The sequence below is a fragment of the Clostridium sp. 1001271B_151109_B4 genome (assembly GCF_015670405.1).
Taxonomy (GTDB): Bacteria; Bacillota; Clostridia; order Clostridiales; family Clostridiaceae; genus Clostridium.
Genome location: NZ_JADPBQ010000012.1, coordinates 62,142 through 83,537, shown reverse-complemented (window position 1 = coordinate 83,537; position 21,396 = coordinate 62,142). Strand labels below are relative to the sequence as shown.

The window sequence follows — 21,396 nt, the reverse complement described above, 5'->3', positions numbered from 1 at the left end:
CTATTCCTTTCTGGCAAACGTAATTTTTAATATATTTTTTGTATCCTGAGTTATTCTTGATTCTTGAGAAGTTTTATATCCAACAACCCAGGCAATTTTTTCATCAAAGCATAAAATAGGAATTTCATCTCTTTGCTCCCTTGGAATCTTCATATCAATAAAAATATCCTTAAGTTTTTTATTCCCTTTCATTCCCAAAGGAATAATTTTATCCCCATCTTTTCTACTCCTAATTATAATCTCTTTTTCTATCTTATCATAATCAAATAACTTTATTAAGCTATTTTTAGAAAATTCTACCTTACTTTTATTGTTAATAATTTGAAAACTAACATTATAATTTTTAAATTCAATATCATTTAAAATATTACTTTTATTTATTCGTACTTCAGTAACCTTATAATCTATAATATTTTTTTCATTTACCTTAAATATAAGGTTCCCATATGAGTTTTCACATATTATATTATTCGTTAAATTTATTTTCTTTCCTGTTGAATTTTTAGCTAAATTAACAATCTCATATATATGCTTCATCTCGAAATTCTGATGACAATTAGAAATTTCCTTAAATGCCTTTATTACAACTCTAGTAACTACAGCCTCCATTTCTTTTACGAATAATTCCTTTTCTACTCTCAATTGTTTATCTTTAATTTTACAATATTTATTGTAACACTCATTAGAATATTCTTCTATAAACTCATTATCTTTTTGTAATAATGATACCATTCTATTTAAAGTTTCAACTATTTCTTCATTAAAATGTTCTTTCATATATGGAATTATATCTAACCTAACCTTATTTCTACTATAGATTCTCTCATGATTACTTTTATCTATTCTAGGATTAAGTTTATTTTCTTCACAATAATCTTCTATTTCCTTTCTATCTAAGCATAATATAGGTCTTATAACACCATCTTCCCTTTTTGATTTAATTCCTGTTAATCCTTCAAGTCCAGTTCCTCGCATCATACGCATAAGAACTGTTTCAGCCTGATCATTTGCATTATGTGCTACAGCTATTTTATTGTACCCATGCCTTGATCTTATTTCTTCAAAAGCCCTGTATCTTTCATTTCTTCCAGCCACTTCTAAAGAAACATTAGTATCATTAGCAACATACTCTATATCTATTCTTTTTACATAATAATTTATACCTAATTGACTACATAAATTACCTATATATTTTTCATCTTTATCTGATTCATCCCCCCTTAACATATGGTTTATATGTATAGCACCTAATTCTATATTAAGTATATCTTTTAATTTATATAATATATGTAACATACACACAGAATCAGGTCCACCTGACAACGCCACTAATATTTTATCTTCATTTTGAATAAGTTCATTATCGTTTATATATTTTATTACTTTATCTAACACTTATATTCTCCTATTTATATATTTATAAATATATAATACATTTACCATATTTCAATGTAAACATTATATACATTTATTTCAAATTTAAATTTATTATTAGGATAATAAAAGTGCTCCTAAGAGCACTTTTATTAATAAGTTGAATATAATTTTGAAACTACTACCGTCATATCATCTAAAACTCTTCCGTTGCTTTTTCTTTTAGCTTGTTCTAATATTTCTCTTGCTAAAATTTCTGGATTTACTTGTTCACATTTTAAATAATTAACTATCCAAGCATATTCCCCAACGTTATCTTTATCAATATCTATAACACCATCACTAATAGTCACTATTATATCTCCATTTTTAACCTTCTTCTTAATAGGCTTGATATCAATATCATCAACAATACCAAAAGGTAAGCTGGCACTATCAACAACTTCGACTTCTCCACCCCTTTTAATAAAACTCATACTTGCTCCAACTTTTATAAACTGAGCTTCACCTGTATATAAATCTATTGAATTCATATCTAATGTAGTAAATTTTTCATCTTCACTAAACTTCATTCCCATAATAGAATTTACTGCATTTAAAGTAGTTGCTTCACTAAATCCACCTTCATTAAATTTCTCTATCAACTCAATAGCTGCTTCACTTTCTAAACCAGCCTCTGGTCCTGAGCCCATTCCATCACTTAATATAGTTACATACTCACCTACCTTATTCTTACCAAAACTATAACTATCTCCTGAATATTTTTCTCCATCTTTAACATTAAAAGCTACAAATGAAGAAACATTATACTTACAAGTTTCCTCCATAACTATTGAACATTCATTAGTATCTGGATCAACAGTACATCCATCTTGAGCTATACTTAATGGTGTTCTTACAAACTCGCTAATAATAGGCAATATATATTTTCTACAGTAACTTTCACCATCATAACTATCTATTTTTATTTTAATCTTTAAACGCCCTTTTCTATCAGTATAAGAATAAATATTATTGTATCTAATTTTATTTTTAGACAATGTTTTTCTTAATACTTTATCAATTTCTAGACAACTATTTACATTACTATTAAAATCGCTAAGAATTCCTGATACTGTTATAGACATATTATTTATTTGATTTGCTATAACTTTTCTTCCTTCTATCAGTCTAGATTTTAAAGCTTCATTAACCGTATAGGTTGAAAATAAGTCCTCTGCACTCTTTAATAATGTAGTTCTTTTTACACATTTTAAATCTAAATTTTTAGGTAAGTATACCTTTTTACTTTCACAACTTAGCATAAGCTCTCCAAAATCCGAAAAAGTGCTATGCAATTCTCTTCCCCAACATTTACTATTCATCTCACAACTTTGACAAACTCTATCAGCCAAACTTTCTATCATAGCAGTACCCTTATTTTTCATAAGTAATTTTTCATTTCCTGATAAATCTTCAATTGATGTTGCTACAGCCGATAAAGATCCTCTCAAAGCTTCTAATCTATCTACAAACTCTAATTTAATACCTTCAACCTGTGCATCACTTATTACATTACTTTTCTCTTCATTACTAAGCTCTCTTAAGATTTCTTTGATAACATTTGCCGGAATAATAAACATAATTACTGCCGCAAAACATACTTCTACACCTGACTGAACGCTTATTTGACCAGTATATGCTTCCATCATAAACATAGATATAATATAAGCTAATATCGAAAAATTTTTCCCAGTTTCTTTAAATACACCCACAATTAATCCACAAATAGAATACATAGTTGTTGATATAAGCAAATCATTATTAGCAATTCCTATTATTATTCCCATTGTTACTCCCAATATAGCCCCCACATTACTTCCTGCTGCGTATGCTATTGTTATCACCATAGCTAAAGCTATTATAGTTCTTATTCCAACTCCTAATATCGTAAAATTTCCTATACCTGCTACTACTAAGCAACTTAAAATAGCTATACTTATCAACTCTTCTGTTGAGTAAAAGTAATTTGTATTTAATTCTTGCATACAACCAATTCCATAATTTAGCATATAAAATACTGGTATTATTAATAAGGCTTTAGTTAAAGAAAAAATTAAATTAATTTCAAAACTTTGCTCCCCAATGAATAAACCTATTGCTAAAGTGGATACAATAACAGCCAAAAAAGCTATACTATTTTTGAACTCTTTATTAATAGCATTACATATAATCTTACATAATAATATTGCTGTTGCTATAGAAATATAAATTATTATATCTTTACTCTTGCTATATCCTATAAGATATCCAACACTAACTGACAAATAAACTAAAATTAGTTTCTTAATATCACTTTTTTTCACCATAGATAAAAAATACCCTATTCCAAAAGGAGCTAAATATAAGCCTTCAACAAATCCGAATCCAACTCTACTTATCATAACTCCCGAAATCAATACTACTAATAATCCTACTAATCCATTTTCAAAATCTAATTTTTTTGTTTTCTTTTCACTATCTACTCTTCTGTAGCTAGGTACTTCTACTCCATAATCCATAACTATCAATCTCCTCTTAAAAATCCTACTAAAATAATAGCACTATTATAATTAGAGTTATGTCAATTAATGTTTATGAAATCTTAAATTCGTAAGACAATTATCCTTTTTTTTCCAATGAATGTTTTATATTTTTCTTTTTACACTCTTTATTTACATCTTAAAAATATCTAGGGTTATTTTTACTTTAACTTTTTTGATATTTAAGTTGTATTTTTGTCGCATATAATCAATATTTTTTTATTACTATCAGTCATATTATTAATTATCTTCAATATACTTTTAATTTAGATAGTTTTAATCATTTATAAATAAAAAAAGATATACAAATTTCTTTGTATCTCTTTTGGTGCTGAAGACCGGAATCGAACCGGTACGGTATCGCTACCGCAGGATTTTAAGTCCTGTGCGTCTGCCTGTTCCGCCACTTCAGCGTATATGGTAGCGGAAATAGGACTTGAACCTACGACACCTCGGGTATGAACCGAGTGCTCTAGCCAGCTGAGCTATTCCGCCATGTTTGGTTGCGGGGGCAGGACTTGAACCTACGACCTTCGGGTTATGAGCCCGACGAGCTGCCAACTGCTCCACCCCGCGATATTAAAGTTGAATTTAGTTTGGTGCTGAAGACCGGAATCGAACCGGTACGGTATCGCTACCGCAGGATTTTAAGTCCTGTGCGTCTGCCTGTTCCGCCACTTCAGCGTATATGGTAGCGGAAATAGGACTTGAACCTACGACACCTCGGGTATGAACCGAGTGCTCTAGCCAGCTGAGCTATTCCGCCATGTTGGTTGCGGGGGCAGGACTTGAACCTACGACCTTCGGGTTATGAGCCCGACGAGCTGCCAACTGCTCCACCCCGCGATATTAAAGTTGAATTTAGTTTGGTGCTGAAGACCGGAATCGAACCGGTACGGTATCGCTACCGCAGGATTTTAAGTCCTGTGCGTCTGCCTGTTCCGCCACTTCAGCATATTTATTTTGCCGCCGTCATCTGACGACAAAATTAATTATATAGTATGAACTTAATACTGTCAACATTTTTTTCACTTTTTTTATTTTTTATTTTAATTTCTATCTAAAGCCAGTAAAATAGCCACTTTTCATTAGTTGATTTTATATACTTTTTATATTATTCTCTTTTTTTATTAAAAAAATATAATAAAAAAAGAGAACGATAATTCATTATCCATTCTCTCTAATATATAAAACTTATATAACGGTTCTAATTAAAAACTTCTTTTAGGTCTTGTTTTAAACTCTTGATGCTTTTTAAAATCTTGTTGTCTTTCTTCACTATCCTTTAAAAATCTAGACATAATATCTTCAAAGTTTGCTGGTGCAACCTTTTTCTTTTCAGATGTCCATTCGATTTCTGCTGGCTTTACAGATTTTTTCTTAACATTAGCTTGCTTAATTGATAAACTAATTTTTCCATTATCATCAATTGATATAACTTTAACCTTTACCTTATCTTGCTCATTAAGATGTTGTCTTATATCCTTAACAAAAGAATCTGCAACTTCTGAAATATGAACTAAACCTGTTTTACCTTCTATCTCTACAAAAGCTCCGAAGTTTGTAATATTTACCACTGTACCTTCTAATATGTTTCCTGCCATTAAGGTCATTTTACAAAGAATCCTCCTTAAAATAAAAAATAATCTATGTCATTAATAATAATAACCATATTAATACAAATTTAAACTTAAACCAATACTATTCTGCTTCTTTACTTGGAATAACTTGTTGCTCACCTTCTTTTATTAATCCTAACCTTTCTCTAGCTAGTTTTTCTAGATACTCATTATTACTTTGTGCCCTATCTAATTCAGCTTGCAACTTAATATTTTTTTCTTTTAATTCCTCTAACTCTTGAGTTTGAATAGAAATATCATTCTTTATTCTTCTTAGTACAGTTACTTGTTTTATTACACTTATACCAAAAATTCCAATAACTAAAACAATAATAATTCCTTTAAGGTTTACGCTTTTTTTCATAAAATAGTACCCTCTTTATATTATTCTATAAATATATTGTAAACCACTCTACATAATTAATTCAAGATATTTTTTATACTAATTGTTTTTTCCTGTAATATTATGAAATATTACTTTAAATGGATAAATAAAATTTTTAAATATTACTCTAAATATTTTTCCTGAAGCACTTATAAGTCTCAACTCAAATTTAATACATATATTACTAATAAACCTTATGTATAAGGTCAAAGAAATAATCATAAATATATAAACATAAGCTCCTAAAAATGCATAATTAGTATAAAGGAGGAATGCAAAAACAGCCATAGCTGCTAATATCCAAAACAATATATCTTCAATAGCAATTACAATTTTATTTACATTGCTACCCCTTATTATTCTATATAAATCAAACATTGCTCCTGTTAATATACCAGCTAACATTGCGTAAAGTATGATACTAAATTGTACATCTGTTTTTAATGGCATAATAACCCCCTATTTGAAAAGCCTTCCAATTATGCTTTCCTTTTCTTTTTTAACTTCTTTTCCACTATAAACGATGTAATATATTTCTCCATTAATCATTACATCACCATTTTGTACATCAAGCTTATTCATTTTCAAATTTTGACCTTTTATTGTTAACGCCCCAAGTTTAGTATTGAGTAATATTTTTTCATCATCAAAACTAATTACTTCCTCTACTCCAGTTAATGTCATTTTCTTTCTATTTTCTAATATAATATTTCCTCTATTATCCTCTATCCTACCCTCTAATTTTTTCTCCATTATTTACTCCTCCATATATTTCTTGATTAAATATATGAAGTATCATCAAAAATTATTCTTGATCTTCTACACCTTCTAAAATCTCATACATTTCTTTAGCATTTTCTTTTCTCACATGCTCAGCAATATTAATAATTCTTGCCTTAAGCTTTCTATTTGCAAAAGTAATTTCTATTATATCGCCTTCATTTATATTAGTTGATGGTTTTGCCACCTTATCATTAATTGAAACCCTTCCACCTTCACAAGCTTCTTTAGCTACTGTTCTTCTTTTTATTATTCTCGATACTTTTAAATATTTATCTAATCTCATATTATATCCTCCACATAAGTTCATTAATTTTAGGTATTAAAAAACCCGAGATAACCCGGGCTTAAAAATTATAATTACTTATTAACTCTTTCTTTAAATTCCTTACCTGCTTTAAATACTGGTACAGTAGAAGCTGGAATGTTTATAGTTTCTTTAGTTCTTGGGTTTCTTCCTTCTCTAGCTGCTCTTTCTCTAGTTTCGAAAGTACCAAATCCAACCAATTGAACTTTTTCACCATTTTCTAAAGCTTCTTGAACTGAATCAATGAATGCTTTTAATGCAGTTTCTGCATCCTTCTTTGTTAATTGGCTTTTTTCTGCCATGCTAGTAATTAATTCTGCTTTATTCACGATTTACATCCTCCTTAAATAAACAGTTAAAAATATTGTAGTTAACTATTTTTAATTATGTACTATAACTACATTACCTTATTATATATCCACTTTATTCAGTAGTCTATAGTAATACGGGCTTTTTTCTATAAAAATATATTTATTACAACTTTTTCTTGTAGTATAGTCATTTTTTATATTCCTCTTCTTAAAATATTCTGCATAAACTATAAAAGTCCTTCTAAAGCTGCAGAAATTCTATATCTCTTCTATTAATCGTATTTTTTTGAATCTTCCCATAAAGCATTCATTTCATCTAATGTAGATTCATTTAAATTTTTGTTTTGTCTTAATAAATTTTCCTCAACAAATTTAAATCTTTTAACAAACTTTTTGATTGATTTATTTAGTGCTTCTTCTTCATCAACATTTAATAATCTAGCTACGTTAACACAAGCAAATAATAAATCACCAACTTCATCTATTATTTTTTCCATATTATTGGATTTATATACATCTAGTACTTCATTTATTTCTTCTTCTATTTTTTTAACGGCTTCATTTACATCTTGAAAATCAAAGCCAACCTTCGAAACCTTTTTTTGCACCTTATGTGCTTTTGTTAATGCAGGTAACGTCTTTGCTATCCCTTCAATTTCTTCAGACAGAGTTTCATAATTCTTTTCTTTTCTCTTTAATTCATCCCAATTTTCTAAAACTTCTTTAGATGAATTAGCAACTCCATCACTAAAAACATGAGGATGTCTATAGATCATTTTTGAAGTTATTGCTTCTATAACATCAGATATATTAAAATATCCATCTTCTTTTCCAATTACAGAATGGAATACAACTTGTAATAAAACATCGCCTAATTCTTCTATTAATCCATCTATATTATCATCATCTATAGCTTCTACAGCTTCATACGCTTCTTCTATAAGAGAATTTTTAATACTTTCATGAGTTTGTTCTCTATCCCAAGCACATCCATCTTCGCCTCTTAAAGTTTCTATTGTATTAATTAAATCATAAAAATCCTTTTTATTATTTATATCTTTAGGAATATATACTGAAGTTAAATAATCTATATCTTCTTGCATATCTAATTCATATAGAGGAATTTTTCTTATAGACTCTTCTCCTTCTATTCCTGCTGCTCTTACATAGTATATCTCTGTTTCATCATTATAATATTCAAGTAACTCAAGTTTCACTTCAGAAGCAATTAATACATTATATACTTGAGTAATTATAGTACCAATTCTTTTATCTAATATTTGATTTTTTATATCAAATGCATCTATTATTTTTAGTCCTTCTATTGGATCAATTTGTAGCCTATCCATCATAGCATCCACAAAACTAACTGCAGGTAGTATTTTGTATTCTATATTATTTTCATTACATAAGTTAATAAGATTTAAAACTGATCTTTCTGCTACTAAAGGATGTCCTGGAACAGCATAAACTAGTTCGCCACACTTTTTATATTCTTCTATCATTTCATTTGCAATATTAGAATACACCTCATCAAAACTACTTCCTTCTTCATAATAATTATCGCAAGTCTTAAAAGAAGTTAATCCCTTTTTTAAATAATCAACTGTAGGATGCTTTTCTGTTCTAAAATAAAGATTTTTACTTTCCTCTAAAGCTCTCACAGCTCCTATAGTTAAAGCATCTGGTGAACCAGGTCCTAATCCAACTATTTTTATCATTATACAGTACTCTCCTTATATCATTTTCTTACTAATCTATTTTTTATTTCATCAACATTAAACACTTTAAAAAGTAGAATAGCTATTATATATATAATAATACCCATAAATATTGATAATAAGCAAGAAATACTGTTACTGTCTATTTTTTTCATAATAAAATCATAGCTAAATAAAACAACTACTATCATTACAACTGATGCATATGCTGGTTTTATAAATGAATCATAAATGCTTACTTTACATTTAATTTTACTTTTAAGTGCTATAAGATTTAATATAGTAACTACTACATAAGCAGAAACACTTGCTATTACAGCCCCAAAAATATTTATTTCTGGCATCGGCACTAATATTGTAGTTAAAATTACCTTTACAATACATCCTATTACTAGATTTATAACAGGTCTTATATAATGATTTGTTGCCTGCAAAACAGAAGTTGTTGTTTGAGTTACAATAACAAAAGGTATAGATAGTGATAGATATCTTAATATTTCAATCCCCTCATACCTATCAAAAAATACTAACTTCATTATAGGTCCTGCTAAACAAAACATTCCTAATGTAGCTGGCAATGCAATAACTGCTGATAATTTCATTGCGATATTAATTTTACTTTGCATTTCTTCTTTTCTATTTAGTATATAGTTTTCTGCTATTATCGGAAGTAATGATGTACAAATTGCTACTGATAATGTTAAAGGTATATTAACTAACACAGCTGCTTTACCAGTAAGTTGTCCATATAAAGCCGTTGCATTTACAACCCCTGATTCAATCAACTTTTGTGGTACTAATATAGAATCAATTAAATTCATTATCGTTCCCACTGTAGCACCAATAGAAATTGGTATTGCAATCTTTAATATTTTGCTTAATAATTCCGGATTAGTTTTAACTTTTCTTATTCCCATTTCTTTTTTTACATGTCTATATTTTATAATCAAATATATTCCTGCAATAAAAGCTCCTCCCGCAGCTCCAAAAGCTGCTCCTCCTGCAGAATATTCAACCCCCTTACTAAAAAGAAAATAGGCTAGTCCAACTCCAATTATCACTCTTCCTATTTGTTCTAATACCTGTGATACCCCAGATGGTGTCATATTTTGAAGACCTTGAAAGAAACCTCTAAATATAGTAACGAATGAAACCATCATTGGTGCAAAAGATATACCTATTAATGAATAATAAGATTTCATATCCCATTTTAAGAAACTAATAATTGGCTTTGCAAAGAAGAATAATATTAATGAAGTACCTACGCCTAATGTTATCATCAAAAAAGAAGATTCTTTAACAACTTCATAACTACCTTCAACATCCCCAACAGCATTTTTTTCTGATATCATTTTAGAAACTGCTACCGGAACCCCACTTGCCATTCCTACATAAAACATGTATAACGGATATGATAATTGATAATACCCTATTCCTTCATCACCAATTAACATAATTAATGGCCATCTAAAGAAAAAGCCTAATACTTTTGCTAACATTCCTGCCACTCCTAATACTAAGCTTCCTTTTATAAGAGATTGCTTTTTCATAAAATACCTCCAAACTCAAATTACTGACTACTACTAATTTTTATTTAAAGCTTAGAGGTATTATTACAAATATTGTATAATTGTTCAACAAATATTGTAATATGTTTAGTATTATTTATTGTTCCATTTGCTTTCCTAAGAAAGACGCTGCAGTTTCAGCTAATTTTAATTCTAAATCCCCAAATACATCTCCAGATTCCTTTGATACAATAAGTACAGCTCCAATTGCATCTCCTTCAGCAATTATTGGTGCTATTACTTGGCTTGTATATTCTCCTGGTTCCTCATCATTATGTAACGGAATTGTTTTACCATTATCTGTTATGATAGAAGGTTTTCTACCATCCATTATAGCTTCTAACTCTGAACTTATTTTTCTTTCAATATAATCTTTCTTTGTTGCTCCACTTACTGATATAAAGGCATCTTTATCAGCAATTAAAACAATATGTCCAATTGCTTGTTGCAAGCTTTCAGCATACTCCTTAGAGAAATCAGTTAATTCTCCTATTGGTGAGTATTTCTTTAAGATTACACCACCTTCTCTATCTGTAAATATTTCTAATGGATCCCCTTCTCTAATTCTTAATGTTCTTCTTATTTCCTTTGGTATAACTACTCTTCCTAAATCATCAATACGTCTTACTATTCCTGTAGCTTTCATTACTATGAGTTACCTCCTTAATTATGTTATATGATTAACTGCATTATTATTATTTGAAGTATTAGAAATTTTATACACATATACCCAATATTTATCCTCTACTATCTAAAGAGGAATTATATGAAGTCTATGGCAATTTTCCAATTATTAAATTCAAATAACAATTATGAAACTTTAAAATAATATCTTCCATATCTCCACTAATAAATTTCCCTAAAATTCAATTTATTATTTATAATAATAAAAAAAGCCAAACAAGATTATAAAAATCTTGTTTGGCTTTTCACTAGAAACTAAAGTCTATCTTCATATAATTTAACATTTAAATCTTTTTTCCATTGTTCTAATGTTGAATTATATAATTCTTCTTTCTTCTTACTCTCTAAAGTTGATTTAATAGAATCTTTTACTTCATCAAGTGGAGTTACTGTATCTTCAGTTTGAACTCCATCAACCTTTATTATATGGTATCCAAATGAACTTTGAACAGGATCTGAAATTTCACCTTCTTTTAATACCTTAAATCCAGCTAAGAAGTCAGTATCAAAGTTTTCTTGTTCATTTTCAACATATCCTAAATTTTCTGATAATGGGAAAGTTCCTGAAGTTGCATTAGCTTCATATTCTGCATATATCTCATCAAAAGTAGCTTCACCAGAATTTATTTTATCCTTAGCTGCTTGTGCTTCTTCTTCTGTTTCAAATAAAATATGTTTAGCATTTGCTCCAGCTTTTTTAGTATAATTAGCTATATTTTCATTATAATAAGTTTCAATATCTTCATCAGTTACAGTTACATCTGCTGTTATTGCATCAGTAACCTTTTGAACTTTCACTAAATTTTCAAGGAATGAATTAAATTTCTCATCGCTCATTCCGTAATATTCTAATGCTTCTTGTAATCCATCTTCTCCGCCATAAGCTTCAACAAAGTTTTGTCTTTCAGTTTCTATCTCAGTTGCTAATTCATCATCTGATGGAATATATCCAAGTTCTGTTCCCTTAGTAATTAATACTTTATCATCTACTAATTGTTCAAGAACACTTTGTCTTGCACTCTTTAATTTAGCTTTTAATGTATCATCTATTTTATTTTCATAATCTTCACCGTATGTTTCAATTAAATAGTCTATATCAGCCTGTAATTCGCTATTAACATCAGCCATAGTAATTTTGTCACTTCCAACCTTTGCTAGTACAGTCTTTTGTATAGCTTCCGGAGTTTTTTCTATCATCTTACAACCAGCCATTGAAAACGCCATAACAGCAACTGTTGCGATAGCTACTATATTTTTTATATTTCTCAATTTATTTCCCTCACTTTACATTCATAATAATTTGTTATATACCCTAGTATATCAGTTATATCCTTTTTATTCAAATTCTACTATCTATTTTTTACGTGAATTTTTAATTAAGTCAGTAAGAAGCTTTTTATAAAAATCTAATATTTCCTCACGCTTAATACTATTCACTTTTACCGCAAAAAATGGAGTTTCTCCAAAGTATAACACAACATTTTCTTTATATTTTTTCATTAATTTATGATAAATATCATTAACCTTTTTATATCCTTTTGGGAACTTAAATCTTACCTCTTTAGGTGTTTCTTTTATCTCTTCAATTAATAATATCTTAGCTAAACTTTTAACATATGCAATATCCATTAAGTTGTATACCGCTTCCGGAATTGATGAATATCTATCCTCTAATTCATCCTTTATGTCATTATAATCATCCTTATTTTCAATTGCAGCAATTTTTTTATAAACTTCAATTTTTTGAATTTCATCTTCAATATATGATGATGGAATATATGCATCAATTTTAATATCAACTGTCGTTTCAATTGGCTCTTGTTCTATTTCGCCTTTAATTAACTTAACTGTATCTTCAAGCATTCTACAATATAAATCATATCCTATAGCTGCCATGTGTCCATGTTGAGATGATCCCATCATATTTCCGGCTCCTCTTATTTCTAAGTCCCTCATTGCTATTTTGAATCCTGATCCAAGTTCAGTAAAGTCCTTTAATGCTTTTAATCTTTTTTCAGCAACCTCTGTTAAAACTTTATCTTTAGTATACATAAAATATGCATATGCAATTTTATTAGAACGCCCAACTCTTCCCCTTAATTGATATAATTGTGATAATCCCATCTTATCAGCATTATTTACTATCATAGTATTTACATTTTGAATATCAATACCAGTTTCTATAATAGTTGTACAGACTAGAACATCATATTCCTTCTGCATAAACTTAATCATTTCAGATTCTAATTCTTTTTCAGTCATTTGCCCATGGATTATTCCAACCTTACACTCTGGTACTAACTCACTAATATATTGAGCCATTCCTTGTATACTTTCAACTCTATTATATACAAAATAAACCTGCCCATCTCTTGACATTTCTCTTAATATAGCATCTCTAATAAGCTGGTCATTTTGTTCTACAACATAAGTTTGAATTGGAAATCTCTCTTCTGGAGGCGTTTCAATAACAGAAATATCCCTAACCCCTGTTAATGACATATGAAGTGTTCTTGGAATAGGTGTTGCACTTAATGTTAGTACATCAACATTCTTCTTAATTGATTTTATTTTTTCCTTTTGTGCAACCCCAAATCTTTGTTCTTCATCAACTATTAATAATCCTAAATCTTTAAAAACAATATCTTTTGATACTAATCTGTGAGTTCCTATTAATATATCAACATTTCCTTCTTTTAACGCCTGTAATGTTGCTTTTTGCTGCTTAGCTGTTCTAAATCTACTTACCATATCAATTTTAACCGGAAAATCTGAAAATCTTTTAACTAAATTTTTATAATGTTGCTCTGCTAATATTGTAGTTGGAACTAAAAATGCAACTTGTTTCCCATCCATCACAGCCTTAAATGCTGCCCTTATTGCAACCTCTGTTTTTCCATATCCAACGTCACCACAAAGCAATCTATCCATTGGCTTATCAGATTCCATATCATGCTTAATCTCTTCTAATGATGATAATTGATCTGCTGTTTCTTCATATGGAAACTCATCTTCAAATTGTCTTTGCCATTCAGTATCCTTAGAATATTTATATCCCTTTAGGGCTGCTCTAGCTGCATAAAGCTTTACTAAATCTTCAGCTATTTCATTTATCGATTTTCTTACTTTTGCTTTAGCCTTTTGCCACTCATTTCCACCTAGCTTATTTACTTTAGGACTCTTACCTTCACTACCAATATATTTTTGAACCAAATCTAGTTGATCTACTGGCACATAAAGCTTATCACCCTTATCATATACAATATCTAAATAATCTCTTGTATTTCCTGCAATATCAATTTGTTTTATTCCTTTAAATACACCTATCCCATGATTTGCATGTACAACATAATCGCCTGGTTTTAACTCTGCAAAGCTAGTAATCTTCCCAACACCCTTTTTCTTGTTACTTTTTTTAGGAAGAGATTTCTTAGCTTCACCAAATACTTCCTTATCTGATATTACACAAAGCTTTAAATCTGGATACTCAAATCCCTTTACTAAATTACCAAAAGTAACAACAACTTGCCCTAATTCAATTGAGTCAACATTATCTTTATAAACACTTTCTACATCTCTATCTCTTAACGTCTTTACTAACCTTTCACCTCTAGTTCTAGTTCCAGCTAAGATTAACGTTCTATATCCATTTTCTTTTCTTAATTTTATATCTTCAATTAATAAATCAAGCTGTCCGTTATAAGTATTTGATGTAATTTGCTTAAACTCAATATTTTTTGTTGGATATAATATATCTGTTTGATTTTCAAATGTATTTAAAGTAATAACTTTTGACTTTTCTAAATTAACTAATAATTCACCTTTGTCAATAAGCAATTTATTTTGAGAGGGCAAAATATCTCCTCTTTGAAGAAATGCTAAGTAATTTTCATTAAATTCATAGTATATACTTTCAAGCTTTCCTTCACATCTTTTTAAATCATCAATTACAAATGTATATCCCTCTAAATAATCAAAAAGTGACTCTGACTTCTCATAAAAGAAAGGTAAATAACTATCAACAGTTTCAAAAGTAGATGTTTCATTCAACATCTCTAAATTTTTATTTACTATTCTTGATATTTTCTCAATTTGATCATTACTTTTATTATTTGCTTTTTCTAATATAGAATTTAATTCACTAATAATTGTATCGTTAGCTCTTTTTTTCGCTTCTTCATCAACAATAACTTCCTTTGCAGGAAAAATTTCAATAGATTTAACTTTTTCAATGCTACGTTGTGATTCTATATTAAAAGTTCTAATCGAATCTATTTCATCACCAAACAATTCAACTCTATATGGATAAACGGCTATAGGAGGGAAAACATCAAGTATCCCTCCTCTAAATGAAAATTCACCTTTTCCTTCTACTACTTCAACTCTTTCATATCCACACTCAATTAATTTATTAGAAATATCTTTTAAGTCTACTTCATCACCATTTTTTATATTAATACTGTAACTTAAATATTTATCTCTAGGTGTATATAATGCTGTCATTGCTTCTATAGAAGTAACTATTATCTTTTTAGCTTTATTATTAAGTATTTCTTTTATAACCTTTAATCTAGCCCATCTTAAATCACCCGAAATAGCATCTACATTATAAAACACAACTTCTCTTATAGGTAAAAAATACACATTAGTTGAATAAAAACTTAAATCATCATATAAATTTTTAGCTTCTATTTCATTATGTGTTACTATAACTAGCGAGTTATCTATTTCATTAAAAATAGAATCTATAATATAGCTCTTTCCTGATTCTGATAAACCAACAATATTTATTGGAAAAGCGTTCGCCTTTAATCCCGTCGAAATATCAATAAATTTTTCATTTTCAATTAAGGGTTGCAATAGCCCTTGTAACCTCATTGTATCACCTTCCATATTCCCTATTTACTTCTCTTTACCCGCATTAAAACCATTTAATTTATTCATCGCTTCTTTAGTATCTTTAGTAATTATTATACTTACAGCATCACTTGAAGCTTTTATTGATTCCTTTAATATTTGAACTTCATCATCACTAAACTTTCCTAATACATGTGAAACTAAATTCCCCTTAGGTTCACCTACACCAATTTTTACTCTTGGAAAAACGTCACTACCTAAATTAGCTATAATACTTTTTATTCCATTATGCCCTCCATGACTTCCTTTTTCCCTTATTCTTAGTCTTCCCACATCTAAACTAATATCATCATAAATTATAATTATTTCTTCATTGTCTATTTTATAAAAGTTAACTACTTCTCTAATACTTTCTCCACTTAAATTCATATATGTAGTCGGTTTTAATAAAATTACCTTCTTCCCATTTATTAATCCCTCTCCAAATATACCTTTAAATTTTATCCTATTTAATTCTATATTATACTTATCTGCTATATAATCTATTGCAGCAAATCCTATGTTATGTCTTGTTCCATCATACTCTTTACCTGGATTTCCTAATCCAACAATTAAAAACATTTAAACTCCTCCGTTACTTTAAATTAGCCTATTTTATATTATACCATTTTTTTCAATAATAAAAGTTTTTTTAATCATTGTCTGTATTAATATCTCCATTCTTTTCAACAAAAATTTAGACTAATTCCTTTTAGAATTAGTCCAAATTATCTATCTTAATATTTTAATATCCACATCTTTCATTTCACCGTCACTTAAGACCTTGCAATGTAATATATCATCTTTTTGTTCTCCTTGCAATATTGATATCATATCATCAACCTCTACAACTTCATATCCATCAATCTCAACAATTATATCTGTAGGTTTAATCCCAGCCATATATGCACTGCCATCCTTTGACAATTCTTGTATGTAAAATCCACTAAATTCTCTTTCCTTATCAACAACTATTCCACCTTCAACTATTCCTAAGGTACTTTTAAAACTATTTGTTGAATTAATAATTTCTTGAAGTTCCTTCATTTGTAATCCATAATAAAGTCCATCTTCATTTTTCTGATTTGTTATAGATAAATTTGTAATCCCAACTAATTCACCTTTTGAGTTACAAATAGCTCCCCCGGTATTTTTTTCATCGATTGGTGCATTTATTTGTAAAAGAGAATATTTTTTTTCATCGGAATCCCATTTCTCATTTTTTGAAGTTATTATTCCTGGAATTGAACTTCCTATATATTCGTCTCCAATTGCATTTCCTAAAACAACAATTCCCTGTCCTTCTTTTATATTATCCAAATCCGCTAATTTTATAGCTTTTAATTCTCCATCAAATTCTATTTTTATGATTGCTAAATCTATTCCTTCATTTTCCATTAATATTTGTGCTTTAATTGGCTTTGATGCAACAGATGATAACTTTACATAAATATCACTTTTTCCTTTTATTGCTGAATAATTTGTTAAAATTATTCCACTATCATTAATTATTATTCCTGTTACATTTCCCTCAAAATAACTATCACTATTAAGTTTATCTTCAGCATCGCTAATAGTCACTAAAGATGGAGATACCTTATTTATAACTCTTGTATAATCTAATATAACATTATCTGCATTACCCTTTAACTCTTTTACTTGTTGCATTACTTCTCCATATTTATGTTTAACATTTATACCTGAAATAATTGCTCCTAAAAAACTAGCTGTAACAAGATATAAGATTATTTTAACACCTATCTTAACTCTTGCTTGAGTAGTATTTTTTTTCTCAAAAATTATATTAGCTATCCTATCTTGTGGAGTCCGTGATATTTTTTTTTCTTTACCTCTTCCAAATTTCATATCTTCCTCCAAGCATTTATAAAATATCTATAATGATTAACACTATAGATATTTTAAATTTTAATATTAAAACTAATTTTTGATCTTAAATTAATATTTTCTCTTTTTTTAACTATTTCCTTGCAATGTAAAAGTAAACTTAACACCTTTTCCTTCTACATTATTTACCCAGACATCTTGATTATGTTGCGTTAAAATTAATCTCACTATAGGCAAACCAAGCCCTGTGCTTATCTTATTTGTTCTCGATTTATCACTTTTATAAAATCTGTCCCAAATATGATTAATATCCTCTTGAGAAATAGTATCTCCAGAGTTAAATATGCTTACATATATTTTTTCACCCTTTGTAGATATGTTTACTTCTATTTGACCATTATCTTCACTATACTTAATAGCATTTTCTAATAAATTAGTTACAACCTGAAGAATTCTATCTCTATCTCCTATTGCAAAACAGCGATTTTCATGAAAAACAGCTTTAACATTCAATCCTTTAGCTTGTATTTTACTTTCTAAATTTAATATACACAAACTTATTGTTTGATTAATATCAAACTCGGAGATATTCAAGTTAAATTTTCCCGATTCCATAGCTGACATATCTAATAAGTCATTTACTAATCGTGCTAACCTATCAATTTCATCGTATACTATTTTTAAATAGTAATTTTCTTTATCTTTAGGTATAACACCATCTAATATTCCACCAATAAAACCTTTAATAGATGTAATTGGTGACCTTAGCTCATGAGAAACATTTGAAATGAATTCTTTTCTTATAATATCAGATTCCTCTATAGATTGCGCCATTATATTAAATGATTGAGCAAGCTCCCCTATCTCACTATTATTAATTACCTTAACCCTTTCATCTACATCACCTTTGGCTAACCTCTTTGCAGCTTTATTGATTTCTTCTATAGGCCTAACAACTAGTAATTCAGCAAAATACTTTACTATAGCTGCAGCAACTATAACTGCTAATATAACTGCAACCCATATAATAATTACGGTATGTTTTACACTTCTTTTCTCCTCTTGAAGCATAATTATATATCCATCTAATTTTTCATTTGAAAAAATAGGTTTTATAAAAGCACCTAAATCTTCATCTGAGTAATTCTTTATTAATTTCTTTGTGTACTGCAACTTATTTGAATCCGGCATTTTATTTTCACTTATATCAATATTGGTATATTTAAGATAGTCGTACTTACTATTAGAAACTATATAAACATATCCAAGCCTATCTACAATAATCCCATCCATATTATTAGTCAAACATGTTATCTCCAATAATCTGCTAACTTCTTCATAGCTTCCTTCTTGGTATTTTAAATAACTACCAACAGCCTCAGAAACAACATCTAACTGTTTATTTAATGCTTCAACTGTTTCCCTAGAATCATTTTTATAAAACCATATAGTTAAAACTAATCCTACTAATATTAATAATCCAGCAGTTATCGAAGAAAAAGTTATTATAAGCTTTCTTACTATGCTATTTTTCTTCACCTATCTCACCTCAAACTTATATCCAACACCCCACACTGTTTGAAGCTCCCACTCATCTCCACCTTTAACTTTTTCTCTTAATCTTTTAATGTGTACATCAACGGTTCTTGAATCTCCTGGGTAATCATATCCCCAAACTTCATACATAAGCTGTTCTCTAGTAAAAACTTTATTTGGATTATTTGCCATGAAATGTAGTAACTCTAATTCTTTTGGAGCTAATTTTACATTGCTGCCTCTATACGTTACTTCATATGCTCCAATATCAATAGTTAAATCTGAATACTTAACAACATCTTTAGCTTGATTATCTACTATATATCTTCTCGTTACAGCCTTAACTCTAGCTAATAACTCCTTTGGATCAAATGGTTTTACCATATAATCGTCTGCCCCTAATTCTAAAGCAAGAACTTTATCGAATACTTCACCTTTTGCTGTAAGCATTATTACAGGTACATCACTATTTTTTCTTATATTTTTTAATACCTCAATGCCATCTTTTCCTGGTAACATAACATCTAATATTACCAATCCAATATCTTCTGTCGCCACAATATTACAGGCTTCATTTCCATTGAAACATTTTTTAGTACTATATCCCCCACTTTGTAAATACATATCTATAAGCTCATTAATATGAATATCATCATCTACTATTAATACTTTTCCTAACTTATCATCCATTTCATTCACCTTCCTTAACTAATATTCTATACTATATTTTTGAAAACTCTAATAAAATTTTAATAAAATTTACATTTGTAACACATTATTTAAAAAAACTAAAAGAATAAGCTGTTGTATCCACAACAGCTTACTCTTATTAGTTCTCAAATAATTTACTTATTGGTTCATCATCGTATATTCTCTTAATTGCTTCAGCAAATAATGGAGCTACAGAAATTGATTTAAACTTTTCTAATCCTTCTTGATCTGGAAGTGGAATTGTATTTAACATAACTAACTCCTCAATAGCAGAATTATTAATTCTTTCAAATGCTGGTCCTGATAATACTCCATGAGTACAGCATGCATAAACATTCTTTGCACCTAAGTCTTTAAGCGCATTTGCTGCATTTGCTATTGTTCCTGCAGTATCAATCATATCATCAATTAAGATACATCTTTTTCCGTTTACTTCACCGATAATATTCATTATCTCAGAAACATTTGCTTTTGGTCTTCTTTTATCAATAATAGCAATTGGTGCATTTAGCTTATCAGCAAACTTTCTTGCTCTTGTAACACTTCCTAAGTCTGGTGATACAACAACTACATCCTCTTGATCGCTAAATCCTTTTTCAATAAAGCTTTTTGCTAATATTGGTGAACCTAAAAGGTGATCAACTGGTATATTAAAATATCCTTGGATTTGAGATGCATGTAAGTCCATAGTTAAAACTCTATCTGCTCCAGCTGCAGTTAATATATCAGCAACTAACTTTGCTGTTATCGGATCTCTTGATTTTGCTTTTCTATCTTGTCTAGCATATCCATAGTAAGGAATAACCGCAGTTATTCTTCCTGCAGATGCTCTTTTAAATGCATCAATCATAATTAATAATTCCATTAAATTATTATTAACTGGTGAACTTGTTGATTGAACTATAAATACATCAACACCTCTTACAGTTTCATTAATATCTACAGAAATTTCTCCATCACTAAACGTAGAAACCTTTGCATTTCCTAATGGTAATCCTAATAAATCTGCGATTTCCTTTGCTAATTCAGGGTGTGAATTCCCTGTAAATATTTTAATTTTCTTTCCATGTGCTATCATAATTGTGAGACCCTCCTTGA

At 28.9% G+C, this 21,396-nt stretch carries 18 protein-coding genes and 7 tRNA genes; all 25 read right to left on the bottom strand.

Translation table 11 applies throughout. The features are described 5' to 3' along the window. Entirely contained in the window at positions 1–1,395 is a 1,395-nt protein-coding gene (tilS, locus tag I4V63_RS09990) for a tRNA lysidine(34) synthetase TilS (protein ID WP_196001113.1), read from the bottom strand. Positions 1,396–1,526: 131 nt separating this feature from the next. Next, on the bottom strand, positions 1,527–3,914 hold the full coding sequence (spoIIE, locus tag I4V63_RS09985) for a stage II sporulation protein E (RefSeq protein ID WP_196001112.1): 2,388 nt from the start codon (positions 3,912–3,914) through the stop codon (positions 1,527–1,529). 347 nt (positions 3,915–4,261) lie between these two features. Then, a tRNA-Leu gene (locus I4V63_RS09980) sits at positions 4,262–4,348 on the bottom strand. A gap of 5 nt (positions 4,349–4,353) precedes the next feature. After that, positions 4,354–4,430: transfer RNA gene (locus I4V63_RS09975), tRNA-Met, on the bottom strand. 5 nt (positions 4,431–4,435) lie between these two features. Next, positions 4,436–4,511: transfer RNA gene (locus I4V63_RS09970), tRNA-Met, on the bottom strand. A gap of 21 nt (positions 4,512–4,532) precedes the next feature. Next, positions 4,533–4,619: transfer RNA gene (locus tag I4V63_RS09965), tRNA-Leu, on the bottom strand. 5 nt (positions 4,620–4,624) lie between these two features. Further along, positions 4,625–4,701: transfer RNA gene (locus I4V63_RS09960), tRNA-Met, on the bottom strand. 4 nt (positions 4,702–4,705) lie between these two features. Beyond that, positions 4,706–4,781: transfer RNA gene (locus tag I4V63_RS09955), tRNA-Met, on the bottom strand. Positions 4,782–4,802: 21 nt separating this feature from the next. Beyond that, a tRNA-Leu gene (locus I4V63_RS09950) sits at positions 4,803–4,889 on the bottom strand. A gap of 257 nt (positions 4,890–5,146) precedes the next feature. Further along, positions 5,147–5,548 (bottom strand): S1 domain-containing RNA-binding protein, encoded by a 402-nt coding sequence (locus I4V63_RS09945; protein WP_196001111.1) that lies wholly within the window; start codon positions 5,546–5,548, stop codon positions 5,147–5,149. Between the two features lie 88 nt (positions 5,549–5,636). Then, positions 5,637–5,918 carry a septum formation initiator family protein gene (locus I4V63_RS09940; protein ID WP_196001110.1) on the bottom strand — a complete coding sequence of 94 codons (282 nt, stop codon included), beginning with the start codon at positions 5,916–5,918 and terminating at the stop codon, positions 5,637–5,639. Between the two features lie 78 nt (positions 5,919–5,996). After that, complete coding sequence (yabQ, locus tag I4V63_RS09935) at positions 5,997–6,389, bottom strand: spore cortex biosynthesis protein YabQ (protein WP_196001109.1); 393 nt, start codon at positions 6,387–6,389, stop codon at positions 5,997–5,999. Positions 6,390–6,398: 9 nt separating this feature from the next. Next, positions 6,399–6,692, bottom strand: a complete 294-nt coding sequence (gene yabP / locus I4V63_RS09930; RefSeq protein ID WP_196001108.1) for a sporulation protein YabP — start codon at positions 6,690–6,692, stop codon at positions 6,399–6,401. A gap of 52 nt (positions 6,693–6,744) precedes the next feature. Next, positions 6,745–7,005: an RNA-binding S4 domain-containing protein gene (locus tag I4V63_RS09925; protein ID WP_196001107.1), complete on the bottom strand. Its 261-nt coding sequence runs from the start codon at positions 7,003–7,005 to the stop codon at positions 6,745–6,747. A 74-nt stretch (positions 7,006–7,079) separates the two neighbouring features. Next, positions 7,080–7,355 (bottom strand): HU family DNA-binding protein, encoded by a 276-nt coding sequence (locus tag I4V63_RS09920; RefSeq protein WP_042400053.1) that lies wholly within the window; start codon positions 7,353–7,355, stop codon positions 7,080–7,082. A 254-nt stretch (positions 7,356–7,609) separates the two neighbouring features. Then, the gene (mazG, locus tag I4V63_RS09915; RefSeq protein ID WP_196001106.1) at positions 7,610–9,058 is read right to left on the bottom strand and encodes a nucleoside triphosphate pyrophosphohydrolase; all 1,449 of its coding nucleotides are present in this window, start codon (positions 9,056–9,058) and stop codon (positions 7,610–7,612) included. A gap of 20 nt (positions 9,059–9,078) precedes the next feature. Continuing rightward, positions 9,079–10,608: a polysaccharide biosynthesis protein gene (locus I4V63_RS09910; RefSeq protein WP_196001105.1), complete on the bottom strand. Its 1,530-nt coding sequence runs from the start codon at positions 10,606–10,608 to the stop codon at positions 9,079–9,081. Between the two features lie 115 nt (positions 10,609–10,723). Next, positions 10,724–11,272, bottom strand: coding sequence for a stage V sporulation protein T (gene spoVT, locus I4V63_RS09905; RefSeq protein WP_196001104.1), 549 nt, complete (start codon positions 11,270–11,272; stop codon positions 10,724–10,726). A 293-nt stretch (positions 11,273–11,565) separates the two neighbouring features. Then, positions 11,566–12,579, bottom strand: a complete 1,014-nt coding sequence (locus tag I4V63_RS09900; protein ID WP_196001103.1) for a peptidylprolyl isomerase — start codon at positions 12,577–12,579, stop codon at positions 11,566–11,568. Positions 12,580–12,663: 84 nt separating this feature from the next. Next, a complete protein-coding gene (gene mfd / locus I4V63_RS09895; RefSeq protein ID WP_196001102.1) occupies positions 12,664–16,188 on the bottom strand; it encodes a transcription-repair coupling factor in 3,525 nt (1,174 codons plus the stop codon). Positions 16,189–16,212: 24 nt separating this feature from the next. Next, on the bottom strand, positions 16,213–16,788 hold the full coding sequence (gene pth / locus I4V63_RS09890) for an aminoacyl-tRNA hydrolase (protein ID WP_196001101.1): 576 nt from the start codon (positions 16,786–16,788) through the stop codon (positions 16,213–16,215). 150 nt (positions 16,789–16,938) lie between these two features. Further along, complete coding sequence (locus tag I4V63_RS09885; protein ID WP_196001100.1) at positions 16,939–18,072, bottom strand: S1C family serine protease; 1,134 nt, start codon at positions 18,070–18,072, stop codon at positions 16,939–16,941. 108 nt (positions 18,073–18,180) lie between these two features. Then, the gene (locus I4V63_RS09880; protein ID WP_196001099.1) at positions 18,181–19,590 is read right to left on the bottom strand and encodes a HAMP domain-containing sensor histidine kinase; all 1,410 of its coding nucleotides are present in this window, start codon (positions 19,588–19,590) and stop codon (positions 18,181–18,183) included. Further along, positions 19,591–20,277, bottom strand: coding sequence for a response regulator transcription factor (locus I4V63_RS09875; protein ID WP_196001098.1), 687 nt, complete (start codon positions 20,275–20,277; stop codon positions 19,591–19,593). Between the two features lie 139 nt (positions 20,278–20,416). Beyond that, positions 20,417–21,376 carry a ribose-phosphate diphosphokinase gene (locus I4V63_RS09870; protein WP_196001097.1) on the bottom strand — a complete coding sequence of 320 codons (960 nt, stop codon included), beginning with the start codon at positions 21,374–21,376 and terminating at the stop codon, positions 20,417–20,419. Positions 21,377–21,396 lie beyond the last annotated feature (20 nt).

Excerpts from the sequence above, each read along its gene's own strand:
- I4V63_RS09910 (WP_196001105.1), bottom strand. The coding sequence starts at position 10,608 with ATGAAAAAGCAATCTCTTATAAAAGGAAGCTTAGTATTAGGAGTGGCA.
- I4V63_RS09885 (WP_196001100.1), bottom strand. The coding sequence starts at position 18,072 with ATGAAATTTGGAAGAGGTAAAGAAAAAAAAATATCACGGACTCCACAA.
- mfd (WP_196001102.1), bottom strand. The coding sequence starts at position 16,188 with ATGAGGTTACAAGGGCTATTGCAACCCTTAATTGAAAATGAAAAATTT.
- I4V63_RS09945 (WP_196001111.1), bottom strand. The coding sequence starts at position 5,548 with ATGACCTTAATGGCAGGAAACATATTAGAAGGTACAGTGGTAAATATT.
- spoVT (WP_196001104.1), bottom strand. The coding sequence starts at position 11,272 with ATGAAAGCTACAGGAATAGTAAGACGTATTGATGATTTAGGAAGAGTA.
- yabQ (WP_196001109.1), bottom strand. The coding sequence starts at position 6,389 with ATGCCATTAAAAACAGATGTACAATTTAGTATCATACTTTACGCAATG.
- I4V63_RS09875 (WP_196001098.1), bottom strand. The coding sequence starts at position 20,277 with ATGGATGATAAGTTAGGAAAAGTATTAATAGTAGATGATGATATTCAT.
- pth (WP_196001101.1), bottom strand. The coding sequence starts at position 16,788 with ATGTTTTTAATTGTTGGATTAGGAAATCCAGGTAAAGAGTATGATGGA.
- mazG (WP_196001106.1), bottom strand. The coding sequence starts at position 9,058 with ATGATAAAAATAGTTGGATTAGGACCTGGTTCACCAGATGCTTTAACT.
- spoIIE (WP_196001112.1), bottom strand. The coding sequence starts at position 3,914 with ATGGATTATGGAGTAGAAGTACCTAGCTACAGAAGAGTAGATAGTGAA.
- I4V63_RS09925 (WP_196001107.1), bottom strand. The coding sequence starts at position 7,005 with ATGAGATTAGATAAATATTTAAAAGTATCGAGAATAATAAAAAGAAGA.
- I4V63_RS09940 (WP_196001110.1), bottom strand. The coding sequence starts at position 5,918 with ATGAAAAAAAGCGTAAACCTTAAAGGAATTATTATTGTTTTAGTTATT.
- I4V63_RS09870 (WP_196001097.1), bottom strand. The coding sequence starts at position 21,376 with ATGATAGCACATGGAAAGAAAATTAAAATATTTACAGGGAATTCACAC.
- yabP (WP_196001108.1), bottom strand. The coding sequence starts at position 6,692 with ATGGAGAAAAAATTAGAGGGTAGGATAGAGGATAATAGAGGAAATATT.